The 21,108-nt window shown below is 66.2% G+C and carries 20 protein-coding genes and 1 tRNA gene; 12 read left to right on the top strand and 9 right to left on the bottom strand.

The window, feature by feature from the left end; all coding sequences use genetic code 11:
• The first annotated feature begins 28 nt into the window (after nucleotides 1-28).
• Nucleotides 29-280 (top strand): carbon storage regulator CsrA, encoded by a 252-nt coding sequence (csrA, locus tag QWJ37_RS16035; protein WP_227905177.1) that lies wholly within the window; start codon nucleotides 29-31, stop codon nucleotides 278-280.
• A gap of 159 nt (nucleotides 281-439) precedes the next feature.
• Here the strand turns inward: csrA and QWJ37_RS16040 are convergent, their stop codons facing one another.
• The 5 genes from QWJ37_RS16040 to tmk all read right to left on the bottom strand — a co-directional run bounded on the left by QWJ37_RS16040 (nucleotide 440) and on the right by tmk (nucleotide 4,514).
• Entirely contained in the window at nucleotides 440-775 is a 336-nt protein-coding gene (locus tag QWJ37_RS16040) for a hypothetical protein (protein WP_227905178.1), read from the bottom strand.
• 220 nt (nucleotides 776-995) lie between these two features.
• Nucleotides 996-1,071 (bottom strand) — tRNA-Thr (locus tag QWJ37_RS16045).
• 85 nt (nucleotides 1,072-1,156) lie between these two features.
• Nucleotides 1,157-2,773 (bottom strand): alpha/beta hydrolase, encoded by a 1,617-nt coding sequence (locus QWJ37_RS16050; RefSeq protein WP_290245927.1) that lies wholly within the window; start codon nucleotides 2,771-2,773, stop codon nucleotides 1,157-1,159.
• The gene (locus QWJ37_RS16055) at nucleotides 2,773-3,915 is read right to left on the bottom strand and encodes a DNA polymerase III subunit delta' (RefSeq protein ID WP_227905183.1); all 1,143 of its coding nucleotides are present in this window, start codon (nucleotides 3,913-3,915) and stop codon (nucleotides 2,773-2,775) included. The genes QWJ37_RS16050 and QWJ37_RS16055 overlap by 1 nt, the downstream gene beginning before the upstream one ends.
• Nucleotides 3,912-4,514, bottom strand: coding sequence for a dTMP kinase (gene tmk, locus QWJ37_RS16060; protein ID WP_231710133.1), 603 nt, complete (start codon nucleotides 4,512-4,514; stop codon nucleotides 3,912-3,914). The genes QWJ37_RS16055 and tmk overlap by 4 nt, the downstream gene beginning before the upstream one ends.
• Nucleotides 4,515-4,778: 264 nt before the next feature.
• Here tmk and QWJ37_RS16065 point away from each other — a divergent pair, with 264 nt between their 5' ends.
• Complete coding sequence (locus QWJ37_RS16065; RefSeq protein WP_290245928.1) at nucleotides 4,779-5,930, top strand: PLP-dependent transferase; 1,152 nt, start codon at nucleotides 4,779-4,781, stop codon at nucleotides 5,928-5,930.
• A gap of 18 nt (nucleotides 5,931-5,948) precedes the next feature.
• Nucleotides 5,949-6,275 (top strand): DUF2516 family protein, encoded by a 327-nt coding sequence (locus QWJ37_RS16070; RefSeq protein ID WP_227905246.1) that lies wholly within the window; start codon nucleotides 5,949-5,951, stop codon nucleotides 6,273-6,275.
• Between the two features lie 18 nt (nucleotides 6,276-6,293).
• Here the strand turns inward: QWJ37_RS16070 and QWJ37_RS16075 are convergent, their stop codons facing one another.
• Nucleotides 6,294-7,055: a class I SAM-dependent methyltransferase gene (locus QWJ37_RS16075; protein ID WP_290245929.1), complete on the bottom strand. Its 762-nt coding sequence runs from the start codon at nucleotides 7,053-7,055 to the stop codon at nucleotides 6,294-6,296.
• 156 nt (nucleotides 7,056-7,211) lie between these two features.
• On the opposite strand from QWJ37_RS16075, the gene QWJ37_RS16080 reads away from it, so the two are divergent.
• Nucleotides 7,212-7,964, top strand: a complete 753-nt coding sequence (locus QWJ37_RS16080; RefSeq protein WP_227905191.1) for a phosphoglyceromutase — start codon at nucleotides 7,212-7,214, stop codon at nucleotides 7,962-7,964.
• A gap of 75 nt (nucleotides 7,965-8,039) precedes the next feature.
• Here the strand turns inward: QWJ37_RS16080 and phoU are convergent, their stop codons facing one another.
• Nucleotides 8,040-8,702: a phosphate signaling complex protein PhoU gene (gene phoU, locus QWJ37_RS16085; protein ID WP_227905192.1), complete on the bottom strand. Its 663-nt coding sequence runs from the start codon at nucleotides 8,700-8,702 to the stop codon at nucleotides 8,040-8,042.
• A gap of 181 nt (nucleotides 8,703-8,883) precedes the next feature.
• Here phoU and QWJ37_RS16090 point away from each other — a divergent pair, with 181 nt between their 5' ends.
• Together QWJ37_RS16090 and QWJ37_RS16095 are read left to right on the top strand one after the other, a co-directional pair.
• The gene (locus QWJ37_RS16090; protein WP_290245930.1) at nucleotides 8,884-10,044 is read left to right on the top strand and encodes an ATP-binding protein; all 1,161 of its coding nucleotides are present in this window, start codon (nucleotides 8,884-8,886) and stop codon (nucleotides 10,042-10,044) included.
• Nucleotides 10,041-10,721, top strand: coding sequence for a response regulator transcription factor (locus QWJ37_RS16095; RefSeq protein ID WP_290245931.1), 681 nt, complete (start codon nucleotides 10,041-10,043; stop codon nucleotides 10,719-10,721). The genes QWJ37_RS16090 and QWJ37_RS16095 overlap by 4 nt, the downstream gene beginning before the upstream one ends.
• A gap of 89 nt (nucleotides 10,722-10,810) precedes the next feature.
• On the opposite strand, the gene QWJ37_RS16100 is transcribed toward QWJ37_RS16095, so the two are convergent.
• The gene (locus tag QWJ37_RS16100; protein WP_290245932.1) at nucleotides 10,811-11,389 is read right to left on the bottom strand and encodes a hypothetical protein; all 579 of its coding nucleotides are present in this window, start codon (nucleotides 11,387-11,389) and stop codon (nucleotides 10,811-10,813) included.
• Nucleotides 11,390-11,646: 257 nt separating this feature from the next.
• Between QWJ37_RS16100 and QWJ37_RS16105 the strand changes: the two genes are divergently transcribed.
• The 6 genes from QWJ37_RS16105 to glgX all read left to right on the top strand — a co-directional run bounded on the left by QWJ37_RS16105 (nucleotide 11,647) and on the right by glgX (nucleotide 18,278).
• Nucleotides 11,647-12,129 carry a CarD family transcriptional regulator gene (locus tag QWJ37_RS16105; RefSeq protein ID WP_066300159.1) on the top strand — a complete coding sequence of 161 codons (483 nt, stop codon included), beginning with the start codon at nucleotides 11,647-11,649 and terminating at the stop codon, nucleotides 12,127-12,129.
• 88 nt (nucleotides 12,130-12,217) lie between these two features.
• Nucleotides 12,218-12,979, top strand: coding sequence for a 2-C-methyl-D-erythritol 4-phosphate cytidylyltransferase (gene ispD, locus QWJ37_RS16110; RefSeq protein WP_290245934.1), 762 nt, complete (start codon nucleotides 12,218-12,220; stop codon nucleotides 12,977-12,979).
• 2 nt (nucleotides 12,980-12,981) lie between these two features.
• The gene (gene ispF / locus QWJ37_RS16115; protein WP_227905198.1) at nucleotides 12,982-13,479 is read left to right on the top strand and encodes a 2-C-methyl-D-erythritol 2,4-cyclodiphosphate synthase; all 498 of its coding nucleotides are present in this window, start codon (nucleotides 12,982-12,984) and stop codon (nucleotides 13,477-13,479) included.
• A 33-nt stretch (nucleotides 13,480-13,512) separates the two neighbouring features.
• Nucleotides 13,513-14,961: a cysteine--tRNA ligase gene (gene cysS / locus QWJ37_RS16120; protein ID WP_290245935.1), complete on the top strand. Its 1,449-nt coding sequence runs from the start codon at nucleotides 13,513-13,515 to the stop codon at nucleotides 14,959-14,961.
• Between the two features lie 103 nt (nucleotides 14,962-15,064).
• Nucleotides 15,065-16,054 carry a 23S rRNA (guanosine(2251)-2'-O)-methyltransferase RlmB gene (gene rlmB / locus QWJ37_RS16125; protein ID WP_227905201.1) on the top strand — a complete coding sequence of 330 codons (990 nt, stop codon included), beginning with the start codon at nucleotides 15,065-15,067 and terminating at the stop codon, nucleotides 16,052-16,054.
• A 31-nt stretch (nucleotides 16,055-16,085) separates the two neighbouring features.
• Nucleotides 16,086-18,278 (top strand): glycogen debranching protein GlgX, encoded by a 2,193-nt coding sequence (gene glgX, locus QWJ37_RS16130; protein WP_290245936.1) that lies wholly within the window; start codon nucleotides 16,086-16,088, stop codon nucleotides 18,276-18,278.
• 68 nt (nucleotides 18,279-18,346) lie between these two features.
• Here the strand turns inward: glgX and glgP are convergent, their stop codons facing one another.
• Nucleotides 18,347-20,971, bottom strand: a complete 2,625-nt coding sequence (glgP, locus tag QWJ37_RS16135) for an alpha-glucan family phosphorylase (protein ID WP_227905205.1) — start codon at nucleotides 20,969-20,971, stop codon at nucleotides 18,347-18,349.
• Between the last annotated feature and the right edge of the window lie 137 nt (nucleotides 20,972-21,108).

Below are 21,108 nucleotides of genomic sequence, written 5' to 3' on the forward strand. Positions count from 1 at the left end.
GGCTCTCCGGTTGCGATAGAGTGGGCGGATGCTGGTGCTAACACGCAGGTCCGGAGAGCAGATCCTGATTGGGGATGACATTGTCATTACCGTCCTGGATTCACGCGGTGACGGCGTACGCATCGGCATCGACGCGCCGCGCGGGGTCAAGATCCAGCGTCACGAGGTAGTCCGTGCCGTGGAAGAAGCCAACGTGGCTTCCGCAGAGGCACTCCCGGACGCCGAAGAGCGCATCAAGGCGCTGCTGGCCGGCCGTATCGCGCCGCCCGAAAGCCAGTAACCCAGAGCAGATCTTCCGAAAACGACGCCCCGCGGTATCCCCGGGGCGTCGTTGTTTTCTTAGCGTCAAAAACAGAAACCCCCGTTGTTCCTTGGGGAGAACATCGGGGGCTTCCGGTCAACTGCCCGGGGACGGCCGGGCATATCAAGGGACCGGCGGCTAGGAGATACCTCGCTGTGCGCGTTTGGCACCCAGCCACGGGAACCGGCTGCCGGCGGAACCCCGCCGGGCAGACGTTGCAGAGTCCCGCCGTACACTCAGGCCGGGGGACGGGTTATGAGGGGTGAGTCCGAAATACTCGGGAAGCACGCGGCGTTCATGCGCGCTGCAGCGGACGCCGGGGTATTGGAAGCTGCGGATAATCCAGCGGCCGCGGTCCTCGAGCCAGTTCGGCACCATGCGGCGGTTGCATTCGGCGCAGATGGGAGCCTGGTAGTTATCCCGCTGGACCTGCGTATAGCGGCGGGCGGTGTGGCCCAACGGCGCGGTTTCCATGCGTGTCTCCTCGATTCTCCGGCGGTTTGCTGCCGGTCTGGCTCCTCCACTGAGATTAGGTGCGGCGGCACCGGAAACCCTCAACTCGGGCTCAAGGACATCCGAATTTTTTCGCAGGATTACCGCAAGACCGCATCCGGGGCCGGCAGGGACTGTGCGGACTGCTGCCGGGACGAAAAAAGCCCCCGGCGCGATGGCGCCGGGGGCTTTGCTCTTGCTGTGGAGCCTCCTGCCAGAATCGAACTGGCGACCTTCTCATTACGAGTGAGACGCTCTACCAACTGAGCTAAGGAGGCGGGCTTCATCAGTCCGTTGCCGGCCAGAATCCACAAGGAACTACTTTATACGTACGGGCGGGTGCGGTCAAAATGAGCCGGGCGCTCAGCAGACGGTGTTCTCCGCCGGCAGGGTCCCGTCCACAAAGTAGTCGTCCACTATGTTGTCAATGCAGTCGCTGCCGCGGCCGTAGGCGGTGTGGCCCTCGCCTTCAAGGGTCACCAGCACGGCGGACTCCATCTGCGCGGCAAGGGCCTCGGCCCACTCGTAAGGGGTGGCGGGATCTCCGGTGGTGCCGATGACAAGCACCTCATCCGCCCCGGATGCCTTGATGGGATGCGGCTCATTCACGGGTGCGTAGGGCCAGGCCTCGCAGGTGATGCCGCCGTAGGCCAGGTATTTGCCCAGGGTGGGGGAAGCGGCTTCCAGTTCCTTCGCGTCCGCGGCCATCTGCGCGTCGTCGGAGACCATCGGATAGTCCAGGCAGTTAATGGCGTTGAAAACCACAAAGCTGTTGGACGCGTACGTGCCGTCATCGGTGCGGTCGGCGCTGATATCAGCGAGCCGGAGCATATAGGTCGGATCGCCCTCGGTCAGGACCTGCTCAAGCGCCTGCGACAGCGCGGGCCAGTTCGCGTCGTCGTACAAGGGAGTGATGAAGCCGGAGACAAAGGTGGAGACGGTCACGGTCCGTCCGTCCGCCGCAGTCAGCGGGCTTTCCTCCACTGACGCGAACAGGGCCTGGATGGTTTCCACGGCCTCGTCGACGCTGCCTTCAAGCGGGCAATTGCTGCCGGAGAGGCAGTCCTCAACGTAGGCGCGGATGGCCTTTTCAAAGGCAGCGGCCTGGCCGAGCGTGACGTCCTCGTTGCTGGCCGCGGGGTCCAGTGCGCCGTCGAGCACCAGGCGGCCCACGTTGTTCGGGAACAGTTCTGCGTAGGTGGCGCCCAGGAAGGTGCCATAGGAGAAACCGAGGTAGTTCAGCTTCCGGTCCCCGACGACGGCGCGGAGGATGTCCATGTCGCGTGCGGCGCTGGTGGTATCCACAAAGCCGAGCAGTTCGCCGGACTCTGCGGCGCAGGCGTCGGCGAACTCCTTGGCGCTGAGCCGCGCCTCGGCCAGCCCTTCAGGGGTACTTGGGTCCACGTATTCGGCGCGGGCTTCATCCAGTTCTTCATCGCTGAGGCACTCCACGGGGGTGGATCGGCCGACTCCGCGGGGGTCGAAGCCCAGGATGTTGAAGTTTTCGCGCAGCCGGTCGCTGGTGACGTTCTCCACGTACTCGCTGACCACGGAGTACCCGGAGCCGCCGGGGCCGCCGGGATTGAGCAGTACGGTGCCCTGGGCTGCTTTGTCCGCTTCCGCCATTACCACGGCAAGTTCCACGGTTCCGGCGCCGGGGTCGGCATAATCCAGGGGCGCATCCACGGTGGCGCAGCGGAGGCTTCCCTCGCAGTCCGTCCAGGTGACCTCCTGGCTGTAGAACTCCATCAGGTCCTCGGGCACGGTGCCGATGACATCCGCAGCCGCGGTGGTGGCCGTGTCGCTGCTGCCGGTTTCCTCCCCATTGGGCTCGGTGTCGGCGGTGCAGGCAGTGGCTGCGGCCAGAAGTACCACCGAGGCGGCGGCGGCAGCCAGCCGCGGGAAACGGCGGCGTGCGGTGGCGGTGGTCATGTCATGCTCCTGGCGGGGTAGGTCAGCGCTCATGGCGGGGTTGGTCATTACAGCAGGCTCAGCGTCATGGCTTCGATGGCGAGCAGCGGGGCCACGTTGGTGGTCACCAGCCGGCGGCGCACCGTGTTGATCTCTTCCATGCGCATCAGCGTTTGTTCCGGTGAACCATAGGCGGCGAACTCGTCCAGTTCGCGGCGCAGGGATTCGTTAACCAGCGGTCCGCCGCTGCCGAGCTGGATCATCAGCACATCGCGGTAGAAGGACAGCAGATCCGTCAGGGCGCGGTCAAAATAGTCGTTCTTGGACCGCTTGGCCCGGCGCACCTGGTCCTCCTCCAGCCGCTTGAGCTGGCTGCGCAGCGCCGGCGGCAGCGTGCCCCCGGCAGGCGCCCCGAGGGACGCCAGCAGCGCCTCCTTCTCGGCAGCGTCCCGCTGTTCAAAGGAGCTGGTTGCCTCCGCTTCTGCCAGCGCCACCAGATCAGCGGCAGCCTTCATGGCCCCGGAGACATTCCGCAGCATCAACGGCAGCCGGACAATACTGTCCCGCCGGGTGCGGGCCCCTTCGTCGGTAGCCAGCCGCTTGGCCACACCGATATGGCTCTGGGCAGCGCGGGCAGCACTGAGCGCCACGTCCGGATCGATGCCGTCACGGCGGATCAGCAGCTCGGCCACATCCTCTACCGGCGGCAGACGCAGGCCCACCGGGCGGCAGCGGGACCGGATGGTCACCAGGACATCGCCGGGGCTGGGGGCGCAGAGCAGCCAGATGGTCCGCGGCGGGGGTTCTTCGATGGCTTTAAGCAGCACGTTGGTGCTGCGTTCCTGCATGCGGTCCGCATCTTCGACAATGATGACCCGCCAGCGCCCGGTGGACGGCTTGTCCTGTGCCTTGCGAACCAGTTCGCGGGCCTCATCGATGCTGATGGTGACCTTTTCCGTGGTCACGGACGTCACGTCTGCGTGGGAGCCTGCCAGCACGGTCCGGCAGGCCTTGCACTCCCCGCAGCCACGCAGGGCGGGATCTTCCTGGTCACAGACCAGGGCGGCAGCGAATGCGCGGGCGGCGTTGGAGCGGCCGGAGCCGGGCGGGCCGGTGAACAGCCAGGCGTGGTTGGGGCGGGCTTCCGCGGCCCCGCGGCGCAGCTGCTCCACCACGGGATCCTGTCCCTGCAGGTCCTCCCAGACATTCACGGCAGCAGGGTTTCCACGCGCTGCAGGATGGTCCGGGCCAGTTCCTCCACGGGACGGCCGGCGTCGAGGACCAGGTACCGGCCGGGGTCCGCCTGCGCGGTTTCCAGGAAGGCGCGGCGGATCTGCAGATGGAAGGTATCCGGTTCCGATTCCAGCCGGTCTTCAGCGGCCTGGCCTGCGGTCCTGCGGTCCCGTCCGCGTTCAGGGTCGACGTCGAGCAGCACCGTCAGGTCCGGTTCCAGGCCTTCGGTGGCCCACTCGTTCAGGCCGCGCACTGTATCGGTACCCAGGCCGCGGCCCGCTCCCTGATAGGCAACGGAGCTGTCTATGTAGCGGTCGCAGACCACTACGGTTCCGGCAGTGAGCGCCGGCCGGATCACCTGCCGGACATGGGCGGCCCGGGATGCGGCGAAGATCAGGGCTTCGGTGCGCGCATCAATTTCGCCGTTGCCGTGTTCCAGCACAAGTGCGCGAAGCGACTCACCCACGGGGGTGCCGCCGGGCTCACGGGTGCGCAGGACCGAATGCCCGCGATCCTGCAGGGCGACAGCCAGGCGCTGTGCCTGCGTGGACTTGCCGGCACCGTCTCCGCCCTCCATGGCAATAAACAGGCCGCGGGGTTCGGGGGGAATAGAAGTGCTCACCCGCCTAGCCTACCTAGTGAGTCTGGGAAGGCTGAGCCGGGGCGGCCGCGGGCAGCAGGAGGCCCGGGGTGCGGCAAAGCGTCGAGGCGGAGCCGTGCGTGTGAAGGGCCACGACACCCGGATAGCGTTTCCCCGGCACGGCTCCCGGCGGCAGCTTCATTGAGCCGGCGCGTAACACGCAGTCCCGGCGGAGCCGGCGGGCGGTTTAGGCTGGCAACCATGAGCCACACTTTTGCCGACGGGCCCGCAGCGGAGCTTTCTCCCGAGACCCTGGTTGTCTCGGCCGGACGTCCCCCGCGTGAACATGACGCCCCGGTGAATCCGCCGATCGTCCTGACCTCCACTTTCTTCGGCACCGGTGCGCCGGTACCGGGGGAGCGGGGCTACGGTCGGTACTCGAACCCCACGTGGGATCCGTTCGAGGAAGCGCTTGCCGGCCTGGAAGGCGCCGACCAACCGGCCCTGGTCTTTTCCTCCGGCCTGGCCGCCGTGATGGCCGCACTGTCCCTGGTGCCCCCGGGCGGGGTAGTGGTGATGCCGCGGCACAGCTATCAGGGTTCGCTGCTGCTCGCGGCGGGCGAGGCGGAGAACGGCCGCTTCAGCGTACGCACCGTGGATATCGCGGACACCCGTGGGGTGATAGCACAGCTCGACGGCGCGTCCCTGCTCTGGCTGGAGAGCCCCACCAACCCGATGCTGGAGGTGGCGGAAATCGCGGTGCTGGCTGATGCCGCCCATGCCGCCGGGGCGCTGGTGGTTGTGGACAACACCTTCGCTACCCCGCTGGTCACCCAGCCCCTGGCCCTCGGCGCCGACGTCGTGGTGCATTCGGTGACCAAGTACCTGGCCGGGCACTCCGACGTCGTACTCGGAGCCACGGTGACCTCCGACCCGGACCTGCTGGCCCGCCTGTTGCGCTACCGTTCGCTGCACGGCGCCGTCGCCGGACCGTTCGAGGTGTGGCTGGCACTGCGCGGCCTGCGAACCCTTGCCCTGCGGATTGAGCGCTCGCAGGCCACAGCCATGGAACTGGCACGGCGGCTGCAGACACTGCCGCAGGTGGAACGGGTGCGCTATCCGGGGCTGCCGGATGACCCGGGGCATTCCCGCGCCGCCGCCCAGATGAACGGCTTCGGCTCCATTTTGTGTATTGAAGTTGCCGGCGGCGCGGCCGCCGCGGAGAAAGTCACCGAAGCCGTGAACCTGTGGCTGCCCGCCACCTCGCTGGGCGGCGTGGAGTCCCTGATTGAGCGGCGTCGGCGGCAGCCCGGTGAACCGCATACCGTTCCGGAGGGGCTGCTGCGGCTGTCCACCGGAATAGAAAACCTCGCAGACCTCTGGAAAGACCTCGAGCAGGCACTTACACGGTAGGCTAGCGCTGTGTTCCTAATGTTCCAGATTCAGCACTACCTTTACGTGGCGCTCGGCATCATTGCGCTCGTCATCGAGCTGTGGGCCTTCTTCGACTGCGTGCGGCGCAAACCCGCCGAGTTTGAGCGCGCCTACAAACGGACCAAGGGATTCTGGCTTGGCCTTACCGGCGGTGCCAGCGCCGTGGGCGTGATTGCCGTACTGCTGCCCTCGCCGCTGAGCCTGCTGCTGTTCCAGCTGGCCGCTGTGATTGCCGCGTGCGTGTATCTGGCCGATGTAAAGCCGGCCATGGGAAGCTCCCGCGGCCGCGGCGGCAGCAGCCAGGGACCGTACGGCCCCTGGTAAACCGGGCCCGGTCAGGGCCTACCCCGGCCGGACAGCGTCCCACGCCACGGTGATTTCGCCGAGCCGCCACCGTGCCGGTCCGGTCAGCAGCGGCGCGCCGCCGGCCTTCAGTGCGGCGCACATCGCGATCCAGCGCTGGCGGTTGCCGTAGGAAGCCATCGGGGCAGCTTCCTCCCACGCGCGGTCCATGGCCTGCAGAAACGCGTGGACCCGTTCGCCCGGCACATTGCGGTGGATCAGCGCCTTGGGCAGCCGCTCGGCCACATCGGATGGCCGGTCAAAATCTCCGAACCGCAGCGAAATGCTCAGCGACACCGGACCCCTTGCATCCAGTTCCACCCAGGTGGCCCGCCGGCCGATTTCATCGCAGGTCCCGTCGATGAAAATACCGTCCGGTGCCAGCCGGGAGCAGACCATCTCCCAATGCTGGGCGTAATCCTCCTCCGCATACTGGCGCAGCACGTTAAAGGCCCGGACCATAACCGGCCTGCGCCCGTCCACCGGCAATTCAAAACCGCCCTGGCGGAAGCTGAGCCCGCTGCGTTCCAACGGTTTTGCGGCGCGCACGCGGGCCGGATCAATTTCAATGCCCACCACCTCCACGTCCGAACGCACCCGGCCCAGCCGGCCGTGGAGCTCGACGGCGGTGGTGGGCGCAGCGCCGTAGCCCAGGTCCACGATCAGCGGATCCGCGGCCTGCCGCAGCCGCCACCGCGCAGGGCCGGCCAACCAGCGGTCCACCCGTCGGAGTCGGTTCGGGTTTGTAGTGCCCCGGGTCACATTTCCTACGGGTTTTTGCGGTTTTTGCACCAGACAATGGTAGTGCCCCTCGGGGGATGCTCCGGTCCGGGGTGAGCTGGGGAACCCCGGGCATCGCGGCGCCCGCACGCACCCCCGCCCTCCCCGTCCGGGTGTGCTCTCCGATACCATGCAGGTATGACCTACAAACTGATCCTTCTGCGCCACGGGCAGAGTGAATGGAATGAAAAGAACCTCTTCACGGGCTGGGTGGATGTGGATCTGACGGACCTCGGCCGCGAGGAAGCCCTCCGCGGCGGCGAGCTGCTGGTGGAGAACAACGTTCTCCCGGACATCCTCTACACCTCCCGGCTCCAGCGTGCCATCAACACGGCCAATCTGGCTCTTGGTGCCGCTGACCGCATCTGGATCGACGTCAAGCGCAGCTGGCGCCTGAACGAGCGCCACTACGGTGCGCTGCAGGGCAAGGACAAGGCACAGACGCTGGCCGAATACGGCGAGGAGCAGTTTATGCTCTGGCGCCGTTCCTATGACACCCCGCCGCCGCCCCTGCCGGATGACAGCGACTTCTCCCAGGCGCACGATCCGCGCTACGCGGACCTGGACCCGAACGAGCTGCCACGCACCGAGTGCCTCAAGGACGTCCTGGAGCGTTTCCTGCCGTACTGGGAATCCGATATCTCCAAGGACATCCGCACCGGCAAGACCGTTATGATCGCGGCACACGGCAACTCGCTGCGTGCACTGGTCAAGCACCTGGACGGCATCAGCGACGCCGACATTGCCGCCGTCAACATCCCCACCGGCATTCCGCTGGTCTACGAACTGGATGAGGACCTGAAGCCGATCAAGGCCGGTGGCACCTACCTCGATCCCGAGGCCGCCGCGGCATCCATCAAGGCCGTGGCGAACCAGGGCAAAAAGAAGTAGTTTCCGGTTTACCGGTAAAAGAACAGCAAAAAGGGCGGTCCCGCGGGACCGCCCTTTTTGCTGTCTGCCTCCTGGCTACATGCCGCTCTCAGAGAGCGGCTGCCATTCCCCGGTCACCAGGTAGTTGACCTTGCGGGTCACGGAGACGCCGTGGTCTGCGAACCGCTCGAAATAGCGGCTGGCGAGGGTCAGGTCCACCGTGCTCACTGCCGGCACATTCCAGTCCGGGGAAGCAATGGACTTAAAGACCCCGGCGTGCAGCTCGTTGATGCGGCTGTTGGACGCGTAGATGTCCTTGCTCAGTTCCAGGTTCCGGGTCTCCAGCAGCTCGGTGAGCTTCTCCGAGATGCTGATGTCCAGACGGGCCATTTCGCGGAAGGTCTCGACCATGTTCTCCGGGACCACGTTCGCCGGGTACCGCAGGCGGGCGAGCTGGGCGACGTGCCGGGCAAGGTCGCCCATGCGCTCCAGCGAGGCGCTCATCCGGAGGGAACCGACAATCATGCGCAGGTCACTGGCCACGGGTCCCTGGAGGGCCAGGACATCGATGGCCCGCTCGTCCAGGTCATTCTGGAGGAAGTCGATGCGCGCATCGGCGGCAATCACGTCCTGGGCCAGTTCAATGTCGGCACCTTCGAAGGCAAGCGTTGCCTTCCGCATCGCCTCCGTGACCAACTGGGAAATCTGGGTCAGCTCCTCACCGATCTGGTGAAGTTCGGCCTGAAAAACCTTGCGCACTGAAGCGTCCTCTCGAAACGGCGGATCCTGAACATCAGCGGGGCAGTACGGCCACGCCGCTCCTGCAGGATGTCAGCCGGGGGTTAACCGCACGGACCCGTTAGATGAACGTTAGTTTAACGGACGAAGCAAAGCCACCGGCGATCCCGCCCCGCGGCGAAGACATGCCTAAGCTAGGAGGGTGAATCCTGTACTGCTGGCATTGCTGGCCGGCATGCTCGGCCTGGCCGCGGGGGCTTTCGGTGTCCTTGCCTACGGCGCGAGCCAGCGCCAGCGCCGGGACCTCGCTACCATCTCCGAGCCCACCATCCCCGAGGGCGCCGCCGAGGTGCTCAGCGTCATCGGGCGTGCCTACATCATTGCGGACGCCATTGACGGCGTGGTGCGGGCAAGCCCGGGTGCGTACGCCTTCGGGCTGGTGCGCGGCCACACCATTGTGAATGAGCAGCTGCTGGGTATCTGCGCCCGGGTCCGCCGCGACGGGGTGATCGAAGAGGCGCGGCTGGAGCTGCCCCGCGGTCCGCTCGGAGACGGCGCGCTCATCCTGCAGGTCCGGGTGGCCACGGTGGGGGAGGAGTATGTGCTGATCCTGGCCGATGACCGGACGGAGATTACGCGCACCGAGGAAGTCCGCAACGACTTTGTCGCCAACGTTTCGCATGAACTGAAAACCCCGGTCGGTGCAATTTCGCTGCTCTCCGAAGCGCTGGACGACGCCGCCGGAGACGAGGACGCGGTCCGCAGGTTCGCCGGCCGCATGCGCCGGGAATCCAGCCGCCTGACCGCGCTGGTGCAGGACATCATTGAGCTTTCCCGGCTGCAGAGCACCGACATCGTGGACCGGGCCAAGCCCGTCAACGTTGCCCGCGTGCTCGAAGACGCGGTTGAAGCCAACCGGCTGAACGCGGAGAACAAGAACATCGAGGTGCTCCTCGGCGGGACGTCCGACGCCGCCGTCTACGGTGATGCGCCCATGCTCACCACTGCGTTCCGCAACCTGATCGATAACGCCATCCGCTATTCGCCCGAGGGCAGCCGGGTGGGGATCGGGCTGCAGTCCCGGGACGGCATGGCGCAGGTGGCTGTGACGGACCAGGGCCCCGGAATTGCGGCCGAGGAACAGGAACGCATCTTCGAGCGCTTCTACCGGATCGATTCCGCACGGTCGCGCCACACCGGCGGCACCGGCCTGGGCCTGAGCATCGTCAAACACGTTGTCGCCAACCACGGCGGGGAAGTGGACCTTTGGTCCCGTCCCGGGCAGGGTTCCACTTTCACCGTCCGCCTGCCGGAAATGGACCCGGTGGACACCCGCGAGTCCGAACAGGGAGTAACCGCTTGACCCGGATCCTGATTGTTGAAGACGAGGAGTCCTTCAGCGACCCCCTTTCCTACCTGCTGGCCCGGGAAGGCTTCGAAGTGGCGGTGGTGGATAACGGCTTGGAGGCTGTCACCTCCTACGAGCAGAACGGCGCCGATCTGATCCTGCTGGACCTGATGCTGCCCGGGCTTTCCGGTACCGAGGTATGCCGCCGTATCCGCCAGCGCTCCGACGTCCCGGTGATTATGCTGACGGCCCGCGACGCGGAGATCGACAAGGTGGTGGGCCTGGAAATCGGGGCCGACGACTACGTCACCAAGCCCTACTCCTCGCGGGAGCTGCTGGCCCGGGTGCGTGCCGTCCTGCGCCGCCGGGGTGAGACGGGCGACTTTGCCGATGCTGCCCTGGAGGCCGGTCCGGTGCGCATGGACGTGGACCGCCACGTGGTCCAGGTCAACGGCGCCGGTGTGCAGTTCCCACTGAAGGAGTTTGAACTGCTGGAGATGCTGCTGCGCAACGCCGGGCGGGTGCTGACCCGCGGCCAGCTCATCGAACGTGTCTGGGGCGCGGACTACGTGGGGGACACCAAGACCCTGGATGTCCACGTCAAACGGCTGCGAGCGAAGATTGAACCCGATTCCTCCGCGCCGCGCCACCTGGTGACGGTCCGCGGCCTCGGGTACAAGTTCGAGTCCTGAGACCGGGCTTCCCCAAACAGCGAAGGGGGCCTGCGCCGCGGCGCAGGCCCCCTTCGGGCCACTCTTCCCCGGTTAGGGGAACAGGGATGTTAGCCGTTGCTGGTTTCCGTAGCAGCCGGCTCCGTTGCCATGTCCGTGGCGGTCTCGGTGGGCATGCCCGTGGACTCGTCGGTTGCCGGTGCGGTGGGCGCGGAGGTGGGCAGGAAGGGCGCGTAGTCCTGGTTGTCACCGTTGACCACGGGAATGTTCAGGCCGGTGCTCTCACCGTTGACGGTCAGCTGGCCGTCGATGCCGGTGCCGGGCTCGTCCTCAACGGTCTGGACGAGGACCTTTTCCTGGGGCTCATCTTCAAACACGACCTTTTCGCCGGCTGGCAGGTCCCAGGGGAGGGTGGAGCCGCCCACGGCCAGCGTGAAGGACTGCGTCTCGGAGGAATCGTTGAGGATGGTGCCGATCAGCCGGCCCGGCTCGCCAAAGCCGTCGCTGACCACCAGGACGTTGCGCAGCTGCAGGTCGCCGACGTTCTCGACAATGCCGTCGGAGGGGGCATACTGGGCAGTCGTTGCCTGATCGTTCACTGCGCTGCAGCCTGCCGAGCCCAGCATGGCCAGCGCGATGACACCGGCTGCAGCGGTGCGCCGGACCCGGTTCTTGGGTGTGAATCTCACAGCACAAACTCCTGAAGTATTGCGGTCTACCGACCTGAGGCTATCTTTGCTGCCTAGCCTATCGGCAAAAGGGTAAAAAACTGGATTTTACGGGCAGCCGGGACAGTGCGGGAGCGGTGAAGGCCGGCGGCCTCCGGGTACCCGCGTGAGGCGGCATAGTACCCACATGCAGGCCCAAGATATACCTGACCTGCGAAAACTCTACTCGGCGTGTCGCATCTCTGCTAAACTGAGGGCCGGGAAAGGGGAAAGACCACATGGTTTTTGAGGTTGGCGAAACAGTTGTTTACCCTCACCACGGTGCCGCGAAGATCGAAGAGATCAAGATGCGAACCATCAAGGGCGAAGAGAAAATGTATCTCAAGCTTAAGGTGGCCCAGGGTGATCTGACCATTGAAGTACCGGCTGAAAACGTCGACCTCGTTGGGGTGCGCGATGTAGTGGGCAAGGAAGGTTTGGAGCACGTCTTTGATGTGCTTCGCGCCGAGCTCACTGAAGAGCCCACTAACTGGTCGCGCCGATACAAGGCAAACCTGGAAAAGCTCGCATCAGGTGATGTCGTCAAGGTGGCTGAGGTCGTCCGCGACCTCTGGCGCCGCGACCATGACCGCGGGCTGTCCGCAGGCGAGAAGCGAATGCTCGCCAAGGCACGCCAGATTCTGATTTCAGAGCTGGCGCTTGCTGAGAAAACGGATGAAGACCAGGCAGCAGCCGTGCTTGACGAGGTTCTCGCAAGCTAGGCAGCTGAACATTTTCCTGCGATTGCCGGTCCCCAGGGGCCGGCAATTGTTGTTTTAAGCCCCGTTAGCGGGGCATTAGGCTGGAACCGTGCCTTCACCTACCAATTCCCGGCCGCGCATCGGCGTCATTGTGGTGGCCGGCGGCTCCGGCCAGCGCCTTGGCTACGGCGTGCCCAAAGCCCAGGTCCCCCTGGCCGGCGAACCAATGCTCGTTCACGCGCTGCGCGCGGTGCAGGCCGCAGAGCTGGCAGCGGCCGTCGCCGTCGCCGTACCCGCCGGGGACACCCTGATGCGCAGCATCTGCGCCGCCGATGAGTTTGCCGGCACCGTCACGGCGGTCGACGGCGGTGCCACCCGGCCCGAATCCGTGCGGGCCGCGCTGGCTGTCCTGCCAACGGACCTGGATGCAGTGCTCGTCCACGACGCAGCCCGCGCCCTGACGCCCCCCGAGGTTTTCCACCGGGTGGCCGCAGCACTGGCCGCCGGCGCCCGGGCAGTGATTCCGGCAGTGCCCGTGGTTGACACGGTGAAGGAGACCGCACCCGTTCCGGCACCGCAGGACGCGATTGCCGCCCGGCAGGTCACCGGTACACCGGACCGTTCCCGGCTGCGCGCCGTGCAGACCCCGCAGGGCTTCGACGCGGACCTGCTGCGCCGCGCACATGATGCCGCACTGTCCTTCGGGCAGGAGCAGGCCGCCGCCGTCACGGATGACGCGATGCTGGCCGAGTCCCTTGGCGTCGGGGTTTATGTGGTTGACGGCTCGCAGCTGTCCCTGAAAATCACCACACCGTTGGACCTGGTGCTCGCGGAAGCGATCCTTGCCGGCGGCCACCGCGGAAAGGAATGACCATGGTTCTGCCCCGAACCGGTATCGGCGTTGATGTCCATGCCTTCGCCCCCGAGGACGCCCCGCGACCGTTGTGGGTTGCCGGCCTGCTCTGGGAGGGTGAACGCGGACTCGCGGGGCACTCCGACGGCGATCCGGTGGCCCATGCGGCAGCCGATGCCCTGTTCTCCGCCGCAGGGCTGGGCGATCTTGGCACGCACTTCGGCACGGACCGGCCGGAATATGCCGGCGCCCCGGGGACGGTCCTGCTGGCTGAAGCGGCGCGGATTGTCCGCGACGCCGGGTTTGAGATCGGCAACATCGCAGTCCAGCTGATCGGCAACCGGCCGAAGTTCAGTCCCCGCAGGGCCCAGGCCGAAGCAGTCCTCAGCGAGGCAGCCGGCGCACCGGTCAGCGTATCCGCCACCACCACCGACGGATTGGGCTTCACCGGCCGGGGCGAGGGAATCGCCGCGGTGGCCACCGCCGTCGTTGCCCCGCTGGCTGCAGCCGGCAACTGACTGCACGCGCGGGGTTTCCGCTAGCCTAGAGCAGTGAGCTTGAGATTCTATGACACGGCAACAGCGCAGGTCCGGGACTTCGTTCCCCTGGTGGAAGGCAAGGCCAGCCTCTACTACTGCGGTGCCACCGTGCAGGGACTGCCGCACGTAGGGCACATCCGTTCGGCGATCGCCTTCGACCAGCTCACCCGCTGGCTCCGCTACCGCGGCCTGGCTGTGACCGTAGTGCGCAATGTGACGGATATTGACGACAAGATCCTGGCCAAGGCCGCCGATTCCGTAGGGGCGCAGCCGGGCGACGGCGTTGTCCCGGACGAACCCTGGTGGGCCCTTGCCTACCGCTACGAGCAGGAATTTGCCCGCGCCTACGACACCCTCGGTGTGCAGCGGCCCACCTACGAGCCGCGGGCCACCGGCCACATCCCCGAAATGCACGCACTGATCGCCACCCTGATCGAACGGGGCCACGCCTACCCGGCGCTGGATGATTCCGGTGACGTGTACTTCGACGTGCGCTCCTGGGAGAAATACGGTTCCCTCACCCACCAGAGCATTGACGATATGCAGGCAGCGCCCGACGCCGGTCCGCGCGGCAAGCGCGATCCGCGGGACTTCGCCCTGTGGAAGGGGCACAAGGAAGGCGAGCCGGAAACGGCAGCCTGGGACAGCCCGTGGGGACGTGGACGGCCCGGCTGGCACCTGGAGTGCTCGGCGATGGTCACTAAATACCTCGGCACCGAGTTCGATATTCACGGCGGCGGGCTGGACCTGCGCTTCCCGCACCACGAAAACGAAATGGCACAGTCCCAGGCCGCCGGCCACGGCTTCGCCAACTTCTGGATGCACAACGGGATGGTCACCTTCGAAGGCGAGAAGATGTCCAAGTCCATCGGCAACACCGTCAGCCCGGAGCAGATGCTGGCCCAGGCCAGCCCCCGGGTGGTCCGGTACTACCTTGGCCAGGCCCACTACCGCTCCGTGCTGGACTACCGGCCCACCTCGCTGCAGGAGGCGGCCGCCGCCGTCGAGCGCATTGACGGGTTCATCAGCAAGGCGCAGGCAAAGGTCTACGGGACCGGGGACTTCGGCTTTGTCCTGGACAGCCGCGCCATGCCCGACGCCTTCGCTGCCGCCATGGATGATGACCTGAACGTGCCGCAGGCGCTGGCCGTGCTGCACGAGACCGTCCGCGCCGGAAACACCGCCCTTGCCGAGGACAACAAAGACGCCGTGCAGAAGGCGCTCCATGCGGTATTGACCATGACCTCCGTCCTGGGCCTGGATGACACGGCCGGGGCAGCAGCAGCATCGGGCCCGGCGGACGCCGCCCTGGACGCCCTGGTACAGGAGCGCCTGTCCGAGCGCCGGCAGGCCCGCGCCGAAAAGGACTGGGCACGTGCCGATGCGATCCGGGATTCCCTGGCAGCAGCCGGGATCACCGTGGAGGACACTGCCGACGGCGCAACCTGGAGTGTTGGCTAAAGTCCTGCCCGGCTTTGGGGCAGTGTCCGGCCGTTGTCCGCCAACCGGGCTGCAGCCTGCGTAAACTGGAAGAGAATGCTTTCTTCTAGTAAAGGTGTAACCGATGGCCAACAATGGACGTCCCGGCGCAATGCGCAAAGCCAAGAAGGGTCCCAGCGGCGGTACCGGCGGGCTCGGCCGCAAGGCCCTCGAGGGTAAGGGCCCCACACCCAAGGCTGAAGACCGCCCGTACCACAAGGCGTTCAAGAACAAGCAGCTTTCCGAGCGCTCCGCCGCCAAGCGCACTGACGCCCGCGCCGGCGGCCGCAGCGGCACCAACGTCCGCGGCAAGGTTGCCGAAGAGGTTGTCACGGGCCGCAACTCCGTGGTGGAGGCACTGCGGGCAGGCATCCCGGCGAAGGCCCTGCACGTTGCCGTGCGCATCGACATGGATGACCGCGTCCGTGAATCCCTGAAGATGGCCGCCGAGCGCGGCCTGCCGGTGATGGAGACGCACAAGCCCGAACTGGACCGCATGACCAACGAGGCCGTGCACCAGGGCCTGGTCCTGCAGATCCCGCCGTACGAATATGCCGATCCCACCGACCTTGCCTCCGAGACCCTCGAGGCCTGGAAGAAGGGGCACATCCGCAACGCGCCGCTCTTTGTGGCCCTGGACGGCATCACGGATCCGCGCAACCTCGGTGCGATCATCCGCTCGGCCTCCGCTTTCAGCGCGCACGGCGTGATTGTGCCGGAACGCCGCGCCGTGGGCGTGACCGCCTCAGCCTGGAAGACCAGCGCCGGCGCGGCCGTCCGTGTCCCGGTAGCCCGGGCCGGCAACCTGAACAACACGCTGAAGACGTTCAAGAAGATGGGCATTTTTGTCCTCGGACTGGACGGTGACGGCGATGTCTCGCTGCCGTCGATTGTGCTCGCCAAGGAACCGATCTGCATTGTGGTCGGTTCCGAGGGCAAGGGCCTGTCCCGCCTGGTCCGCGAGAACTGCGACCAGATTGTCTCCATCCCGATCGACTCTGCCATGGAGTCCCTCAACGCCTCCATGGCTGTCGGTATCACTCTGTACGAGATTTCCCGGCAGCGCTCCGCCTGATCCGGACGGAGCCAGGGCAGCGAAGGGCAGCATGGCGCACGTGATCACCGGAACTGCCGCGGGCACCGCATCACAGCGGGACTCGCGGCCCTTTCCCCTGGGTGTCAGGCATACCGTTCCCGGTGTGCCTGACGTCCCCGGTGCCGTTAACGTGTCCGTCTACGCCCCCGGCCTGCCGGAGGTGGACGTGTACTTCGAGACCGCCCCCGGAACCTGGGCTTCGGCGCCGCTGGTGGACACGGTGCCCGGCGTCCACCACGGGCGGGTTCACGGACTCAGGCACGGCCACCGGTACGGATTCTGGCCCCGAGGGCAGCAGCTTCCCGGCGAACCCGGCACATTCCAGCTGCTGCTGGACCCCTATGGGCGCGGCATTGAGGAAACCGACTCACCCGGCGCGGAACCGCTCTATTTTTCCGTCTACACCGGCAGCGGTTTTGACTGGGGTAATTCGCAGCGCCCGCACACCCCATGGCGGGACACGGTGATCTATGAGGCCAATGTCCGCGGGCAGACCATGCTGCACCCCGGCATCCCGGAAGAACTCCGTGGAACCTACGCCGGCATGGGCCATCCGGCCATGGTGGAATACCTCAGGGACCTGGGCATCACCGCGGTGGAGCTGCTGCCCGTGCATTTCCACATCGACGAGCAGCATCTGCAGGAACTGGGGCTAAGCAACTACTGGGGCTACAACACCCTGGGCTTCTTCGCGCCCCACACCGGCTACGCCACCGAAGCCGCACGGAAGGCTGGTGCCAAGGCCGTTCAGGATGAAGTGAAGGCCATGGTGAAATCCTTGCACGAGGCCGGCATCGAAGTGATCCTGGATGTGGTCTACAACCACACCGCCGAGGGCCGTGCCGAGCAGCCGGCCCTAAGCTGGCGGGGACTAGGCGACGCCGTCTACTACCGGCACGGAGCCGGCGGCGAGTACGTGGACACCACAGGCTGCGGCAACACCCTGGATTTCAGCGAGCCGCGCGTTGTCCAGCTTGCCTTGGACTCACTGCGTTACTGGGTGCAGGAATACCAGGTGGACGGCTTCCGCTTCGATCTGGCTCCCACCCTGTGCCGCAACGCCGAAGGCAGGTTCGATCCGCGCCATCCCTTCCTGGTGGCAGTGGCGGCGGACTCCGTCCTGCAGGACGTAAAACTCATTTCCGAGCCGTGGGACCTCGGGCCGGACGGCTGGCAGACCGGCAGGTTCCCGCCGGGCTGGGCTGACTGGAATGACCATTTCCGTGACATCGTCCGGGACTTCTGGCTTTGTGACCAGGCGGCGATGGCCGGTGGGCGCGAGGGCGGATCCCTGGCCCGCATTGCCGGCGCCCTGGCCGGATCAGCCCATCTGTTTGCCGAATCGGGCCGGACCCCGCTGGCGTCCGTCAACTTCGTCACCGCCCACGACGGGTTTACCCTTGCGGACCTGACCAGGTTTGAGCGCAAGCACAATGAGGCCAACGGGGAAGAGAACCGGGACGGAACCGGAGAAAACCGCAGCTACAACCATGGCGCCGAAGGGCCCGTCGATGATGAACGGATCAACGCCGCCCGCGCACTGACCGCCCGCAACCTCATGGCAACGCTCACCATGTCCCTTGGTGTGCCCATGATTACCGCGGGGGACGAACGCGGCCGCACCCAGCGGGGAAACAACAACGCCTACTGCCAGGACAATGAAATCTCCTGGCTGCACTGGGACCTGGACGACGACGGCCGGCGGATGCTCTCAACCACACGGACACTGCTGCGCCTGCGCCGTGAATACCTGGCCGGCCAGCCCTACCGGTTCCCGGCGGACCCGCGGCAGTCCTTCCTGCTCTGGTTTGACCGGGACGGCCGGCCGATGACCCCGGAACGCTGGAATGATCCAACCTGCCGGCTGGTGCAGGTGCTGATCGGTTCCGGCGACGGGAACGTGAACGGAACCATAGTCCTCAACGGCGGCCTTTCCGATGCGGAGATCAGGCTGCCGGATGCTGCTGCCTTGTCCGCGGCTCGCCGGGACGCCGGCATCGACCCGGAGACAGTGGATCCCGACAGCGCGGATCCCCACACCGAAGATCCCCACAGTCCAGATCCCGACAGTACCGAGCGGGGATATCAGCTCCTGTTCTCCACCGGATATGTCCCGGGGGATGAGAGCCGCCGCGGCGCACTGCTCCGGGCCGGGGATACGGATACCGTTCCGGCGAACTCGGTGAGTTTCTACCGCGCCTAGCCCCGGTTTTCCTTTCGCCGGATCGGGCCGGGACGCCGGCGCAGTGCGCCGCGCCCCGGCAGCAGCCGTTAGGCGTTGGCCACGAGTCCCAGTTCCGCCTTGGATGCCAGGCCTGAGTGTGTGGGCAGTACCCGCACGGTGTAGCCGAACGGCCCTGCCTGCTCAATCCGAATGGTGCCCTTGAACAGGTGCCGGCCGGAGCCCAGGTCTTCGGCCGGGGACAGTTCCTGCAGGTGGTGCTCGCTGATCCTGTCGTTTTCCAGCACCACGCCGTAGGCGGCTTCCACGCTCACGTCCTCGGGACGCAGCGACCCCAGGGATACGTAGGCCAGTACGGTCAGGCTGTCACCGATCTGCGGGTTTTCGCTGATACCCACCGAATCCACATGTTCCACCTGCACCGTTGACCAACCGCCACGGACCCGGGTAATCCAAAGGGCCAGATCCTTCGCGGCGGCATATCCGTTCGCGGACATGGCCCGGCCACTTGAACTGGCGGGGCGGTAGAGCCGGTTGACGTAGTCCTTGAGCATCCGGGATGCAGACACATTCGGGCCCAGATCCGCCAGCGTGTGCTTCACCATTTCCAGCCACTCATGAGGCAGGGAATCCGCGGACGGATCGGACGGTCCGGCGGCACCGGCCTCGGCCGGCGGCTCGGTCCCGTAGAACAGGGGGCCGACGGCGTTTTCCAGCAGGTCGTACAGGGCCGCAGCCTCGATGTCGTCGCGCTGGTCCGCGTTGTACACCTCCCGGGTGCGGGTTCCCTTGCTGGGGTTGGCGGAGGGGATGGCCCAGCCGTTGTTGCCGTCATACATCTCGTCCCACCATCCGTCGAGGATGGACAGGTTCAGCCCGCCGTTGATGGCGGATTTCATCCCGGAGGTCCCCGATGCTTCCAGCGGCCGCAGCGGATTGTTCAGCCAGACGTCACACCCCGGGAACAGGGTGCGTGCCATCGCTATGTCGTAGTTGGGGAGGAAAACAATCCGGTGGCGGACCTCGGGATCGTCAGTGAAGCGGACCAGGTCCTGGATCATCTTCTTGCCCTGTTCATCGGCCGGGTGCGACTTTCCTGCCACCACCACCTGGATTGGCCGGGTGGGATGCAGCAGCAGGGCCTTCAGCCGGGCCGGATCCCGCAGCATAAGGGTCAGCCGCTTGTAGGTGGGCACCCGGCGGGCAAAACCGATGGTCAGTACGTCCGGGTCCAGCACATTATCCGTCCACGCCAGCTCCGCGTCGGAGGCGCCGCGCTTGCGCCAGGCGTGCTTCACCCGCTGCCGGACGTCCTCCACCAGGTTGCTGCGCAGCTTCCGCCGCAGGTCCCAGAGGTCCCCGTCCTCAATCTCATAGGCCCGGCCCCAGTCGCGGTCATGCACGGTGGCGACGCCGAACTTCTCGCTGGCAAGCTCGGTGACCGCCGGGTCAACCCAGGTGGGAACGTGCACGCCGTTGGTTACCGAGGTGATGGGCACTTCCGAGACATCGAAACCCGGCCACAGGCCGGAGAACATCTCCCGGGAAACTTCCCCGTGCAGTTTGGCCACACCGTTGGCCCGCTGCGCCAGCCGCAGCCCCATCACTGCCATGTTGAACTTGGACGGATCCCCGCCGTCGTAGTTTTCGGCGCCCAGTCCCAGGATCCTGTCGGTAGGAACGGACTGCGCCAGGCCGGCGTTCAGGAAGTGGCGGATCTGGGCCTGCTCGAAGCGGTCAATGCCGGCAGGCACCGGGGTGTGCGTGGTGAACACCGTGGAAGCGCGGGAAACCGTCAGGGCTTCCTCCCACGTCATGCCCTGGTCCATGAGTTCGCGGATCCGTTCCACGCCCAGGAATCCGGCGTGGCCCTCGTTGGTGTGGAACACCTCGGGCGCCGGGGCTCCGGTGAGGCGCTGATAGACGCGCAGGGCCTTGACCCCGCCCATCCCCAGCAGCAGTTCCTGCTGCAGCCGGTGGTCACCGCCTCCGCCGTACAGGCGGTCGGTGATGCCGCGGGCGGCGTCGTCGTTGCCGATGACATCGGAGTCCAGCAGCAGCAGCGGCACACGCCCGACGTCGGCGCGCCAGATCTGTGCGGAGAGCTGGCGGTTGTCCGGCAGCGGCAGGGTGATCTTTGCCGGGGTGCCGTCCTCTTCACGGAGCAGGGTCAGCGGCAGCCCGTTGGGATCCAGCACCGGGTAGGTCTCCAGCTGCCAGCCGTCGCGGGACAGTGCCTGCTTGAAGTACCCCGCCTTGTAAAGCAGTCCCACTGCCACCAGCGGCAGCCCCAGATCAGAGGCAGCCTTCAAATGGTCGCCGGCCAGGATGCCCAGGCCGCCCGAGTACTGGGGGAGTACCGCGCTGATCCCGTACTCAGGGGAGAAATAGGCGATCGACTGGGGAGCATCCTCGCCGAGGCCCTGGTACCAGCGCGGCTCGTTGAGGTAATGGTCCAGGTCCCTGCCGAGGTCGGAGATGACGGAGACCAGGTGCTCGTCGCGTGCGATGGCTTCCAGCTTGTCCCTGCTGACCGTACCCAGCAGCTTGACCGGGTCACCGCCGCTGGAGCGCCAGGCCTGGGGATCAAGGCTCTCGAATAGTCGAAGCGTGGGCTGGTGCCAGGACCAGCGCAGGTTCGACGCCAGCCGGCCCAGAGGGGCAATGCTGGCTGGGAGGACAGTTCGGACGGTAAATCTGCGGATTGCCTTCACCCGGGCTACGCTAGCGCACATACCGGCCGGGCAAACCGAAATGACGGACAAAAAACGGCGAATTGGTCAGGTGTCTTGAAAACCCCGGCAAACCGATGCCGACCTGCGGCGATACGGGAAAAAGTACGTTGCCTTAG

This window comes from Arthrobacter sp. YD2 (genome assembly GCF_030410475.1).
In the GTDB taxonomy this organism is placed as follows: domain Bacteria; phylum Actinomycetota; class Actinomycetes; order Actinomycetales; family Micrococcaceae; genus Arthrobacter_B; species Arthrobacter_B zhangbolii.